Genomic DNA, 3,346 nt, shown 5'->3' with positions numbered 1-3,346 from the left:
CGAATGCTTTAAGCCAAATACTGGCCGCGTCGGCATAATGGGCACGGCGTTCCGCCTCAGCGGCCTGGTGCGCTAAGTTTTTATATCCAAATGTCATGATGATGCTCCGGTGTTAGTAGGCGCGCTGGTGGGTTACTGGGGCTAAGAGTTTGTTGAATTGCTGAACGAGCAGAATTGCGCGAGCTTCTGTCTCATGCCCGTAAGTGAGATAACTGTCTGCTATTCTGTCCCGGCATTTTTCCGAAGGTGTTTTTGCATGCATCTCATAGCGGGGATCTACAGATATGACCTTCACTGCTTTCTGTCGACTCCTGGCTATGTAGGAGTCACAAACTACATGGTTAGACTCAGCAATTTGCCTGCGAAGCCGTCTGACGATTTTTATGTCAATCCCAGACTTGGGGAATGCCTTTTGCAAAACCTCCAGGTGGCCAGCGACGTCGTAATAGCCGGTATCCTTCACCAGGAATTTTAAGAAGTCATAGTTCGTTTTTTCTTTCACTTCTTTATCTCCACGTTGTACTTTTCGTGACTCATAACTTTCCATGAGTGACCGTTGTCTTTTGAAAGCAGGCGCCAGCAGCGGGCCACTGGCAGCGTTAAATGGTTGTGTTGATATGTTCGGGTGGGTGTCTTTTTGCCCTCTCTGAAGGCGCATAGAACCCCATCAGCTTTGATGCTGATTCGTTGCGGAATTCGAGGTTTCATTTTGTCCGGTGGGGAAGGGTTATTTTGTGGTTGGTGCCCAGCAGATTTTTTTGATGTCTGGGCGGCGTACGCGCTCAACAGCTTTTTCTTTCTCAAGCTTAATCAACCTTCTGCGTATGGCTATGCCAGTCATGCCTTTGTAACCGGCACAGCGGAGAAGGTTTGCAACTGAGTCAGGGGTGGAGCCGGTGACGCTAAGCCGTTCGAGGATTTCGTTGTCGTCTGGCATTAAGAGCAAATTTTAGCCTCCGGGAAGTGGCAATAAAAAACCCCGCATATGCGAGGTTGGTAATTCGTCGTGGAACGACCTGATGCTAAGCGGCCCTGTTCAGATATTCCGACAGCAAGCTGGTAACGGCGCGAAGGTTCTTCTCTTGCCCTCTAAGCTCATAAGCCCACTTGTTACCATGGAATAGGTTATGTCTCAGCCGGATGCAAACATTGAGAACGGCCTCTATTTTTTCAGAATTAGAAGGGTTAGCCTTCATTAGTGCGATACGCACCGTCTCCCTGTCACGTGGTTTTTTCGGACACAAGTTGTCCAAGTATTCATCTGCATTCTGTTTCGTTATGTACCTATGATGGAAATACTCAAATTGCACATCAGCGTTCATTCCATATTGTTGACTTAGAGTGGCTGCGTAGGTATGAGTATCGCGAATGGAGCCATTTCCACCCATTAGCTTCTGCTCTGCCAGTGAAAAAACCAATGTGAAATCTATAATTTCTTGCACGAGTTCTTGATCGATGTTTGCATCAATTCCCAATAGCTTACGGAAGTAATCTGGATGGTAAATCAATTACTTATCCGCCACAGGATAGAACGCAGGCCCAGGGAATTGCTTAGATACGTTACGATAGTGCTGCAGGCGTTCGCGAAAATACTCACGCAGGCTTTCAGGCTGCTCAGACTCAACCTGAACAGGTATCACTGGCATGTTCATTCTCTCCTTGTATGCCACGCCTGATGCCGCCAAATCTACGTTAACCTTCTCGCGCTCTTCTGGCGATTTGTCGCCTAAGTTGTATGACATAGCCAAATCCTACGTAAGGGTAAAATCATCATCGAAATCAGTGTAGCCACTTTCGACTTTCTTTATATCGAAAATGAAATCTATCCCGTCTGAAAGTGACGTAGGGCGTTCTAAGCCGAAGATAAAAGCGTCGTGATAGGTTCGGCCTAGCCAGTAACCGCCGCCGTACTCTTTGAGGCGCTGGAAGAATACCCAGCCACCCTCTACAAAGTAGGGGAGCATTTCACCGCGATAGACGATTTGATAGCCGAGGTCTTTTGGGGACATGATGCACACCATAAAAATACTGTTTATGCATACAGTATAATTGCGATGATGTGAGAGTCAATTCTTGTTGTCTGGTGCTGCTGCCAGCGCAGCTTCATAGATGCATAGGGCAATCCCACCGCAACAACGGGCTTCCATAGCGATGGCTTCGCCAATTTCGTCGGTCATTTCCAGCGGCATAAGTTTGAATCCTTCCGGCAACTTGTAACCCTGGCTTACAGGTTGAGCCAGCATTGCGGCGCGGCAGGCGTTCCATAATTCATCAGCAAAAAGGCATGCCTTGTCACCGCACGCTTTACTTAATACATCGTACGCGGCATCAGGCATTTCATCCGGCACTGCTGGCGCTGGCGGGGCGGTGAGGATAGCTTCCAGTAAATCCATTTCACCGGATGCAACGCAGTAGAAAATATTGCCGCCCTCGTCTGCCGGACGGTTGCTGATTTTTGTGAATAGCGCACGACGAACTTCCACCGGCTGCGCCTCCCGGTTAGCCAGGAGTTCGCGGGCCATGGCCTCAGCATCTTTGGCTGGAATTATGATGTTGTGGTCAGCGCCGTACTTAGCGCGCCACGCCGCGATGGTTTTCAATCTCTCAGTCGTTAGTGTATGTGTCATGCTTCCCCCTTAACGTGGGCTGTTATATTTTTCCCGCAATCACAGCAGTAGAAAGCGTTACCACCGCGTATTTGCCGACAGTGCTCACCTTCGGAGGCATGCCCTGACCAGTCGTAAAACTGCTTAAAATCAACAATCTCTTTCGTATGAAATCCGTTTTCTCCGCCACACTTCGGGCATTTATCAAGCCCTGTTAATTCTGGGATCGCCATGGCTACTCATCCCCCTCTACGGTGAAGCCAGCGGCGCGGACAGCCTTGGCGCAATAATCAACGGCGGCATTAAATCCGTCACCGGCAAATGGCACATTGCTAGAATCGACCTTTTTCAACCGCACCGGCGTAGCCAGCCGCTTTTCTGCCGCACCAAGACGCTGACCTAAACCGGTGTTTGTCTTCTCCAGCGAGTCGATTCTGTCCTGCTGCTGGTTGATATGGTCGTCCTGAGATTGGTTGGCGCGTTCCAACTCGGCTATGCGATTTCGGAAAGCCTCTCTTTCGAGCCTGTACAAACCACGCTCAGCCTCAATGGCCTTGAAATGCAGCTCCATGTTTTTCTCGGCGGTTTCGGCACGCTCGATGTTGTGTGCCAGCAGGCGTGACAGCTCGGCTATGCGCTTTTTCAGCTCCTGATTTTCAACGCTCAGCGATGCCGCTGCCTCCCAGCTAACCGCGGATTCGTGTTGCAGGGCGGAGACGTACTCTTGCGAGTAGAGGGGG

General features: G+C 49.9%; 7 protein-coding genes and 1 pseudogene. All 8 read right to left on the bottom strand.

Translation table 11 applies throughout. The annotated features are described in order from the left end of the window. Positions 1 to 112: 112 nt before the first annotated feature. On the bottom strand, positions 113 to 502 hold the full coding sequence (locus AC2FC2_RS26810) for a hypothetical protein (RefSeq protein WP_490660191.1): 390 nt from the start codon (positions 500 to 502) through the stop codon (positions 113 to 115). Next, positions 499 to 708, bottom strand: a complete 210-nt coding sequence (locus AC2FC2_RS26805; RefSeq protein WP_427640115.1) for a ParE family toxin-like protein — start codon at positions 706 to 708, stop codon at positions 499 to 501. The genes AC2FC2_RS26810 and AC2FC2_RS26805 overlap by 4 nt, the downstream gene beginning before the upstream one ends. 314 nt (positions 709 to 1,022) lie before the next feature. After that, entirely contained in the window at positions 1,023 to 1,508 is a 486-nt protein-coding gene (locus tag AC2FC2_RS26800) for a hypothetical protein (protein ID WP_490660190.1), read from the bottom strand. After that, a complete protein-coding gene (locus tag AC2FC2_RS26795; RefSeq protein WP_490660189.1) occupies positions 1,509 to 1,742 on the bottom strand; it encodes a DNA polymerase III subunit theta in 234 nt (77 codons plus the stop codon). 9 nt (positions 1,743 to 1,751) lie between these two features. Next, positions 1,752 to 2,009: a hypothetical protein gene (locus tag AC2FC2_RS26790; RefSeq protein ID WP_490660188.1), complete on the bottom strand. Its 258-nt coding sequence runs from the start codon at positions 2,007 to 2,009 to the stop codon at positions 1,752 to 1,754. A gap of 57 nt (positions 2,010 to 2,066) precedes the next feature. After that, entirely contained in the window at positions 2,067 to 2,627 is a 561-nt protein-coding gene (locus tag AC2FC2_RS26785) for a hypothetical protein (RefSeq protein ID WP_490660187.1), read from the bottom strand. Beyond that, the gene (locus AC2FC2_RS26780) at positions 2,624 to 2,839 is read right to left on the bottom strand and encodes a molecular chaperone DnaJ (RefSeq protein ID WP_490660186.1); all 216 of its coding nucleotides are present in this window, start codon (positions 2,837 to 2,839) and stop codon (positions 2,624 to 2,626) included. The genes AC2FC2_RS26785 and AC2FC2_RS26780 overlap by 4 nt, the downstream gene beginning before the upstream one ends. 2 nt (positions 2,840 to 2,841) lie before the next feature. Further along, a pseudogene (locus tag AC2FC2_RS26775) lies at positions 2,842 to 3,346 on the bottom strand (hypothetical protein); the annotation flags it as partial.

Source organism: Serratia sp. CoH_122_TC_1, assembly GCF_058191755.1.
The sequence above is the reverse complement of the archived record's forward strand: the minus strand, read 5'-3'. Positions and strand labels throughout refer to the sequence as shown.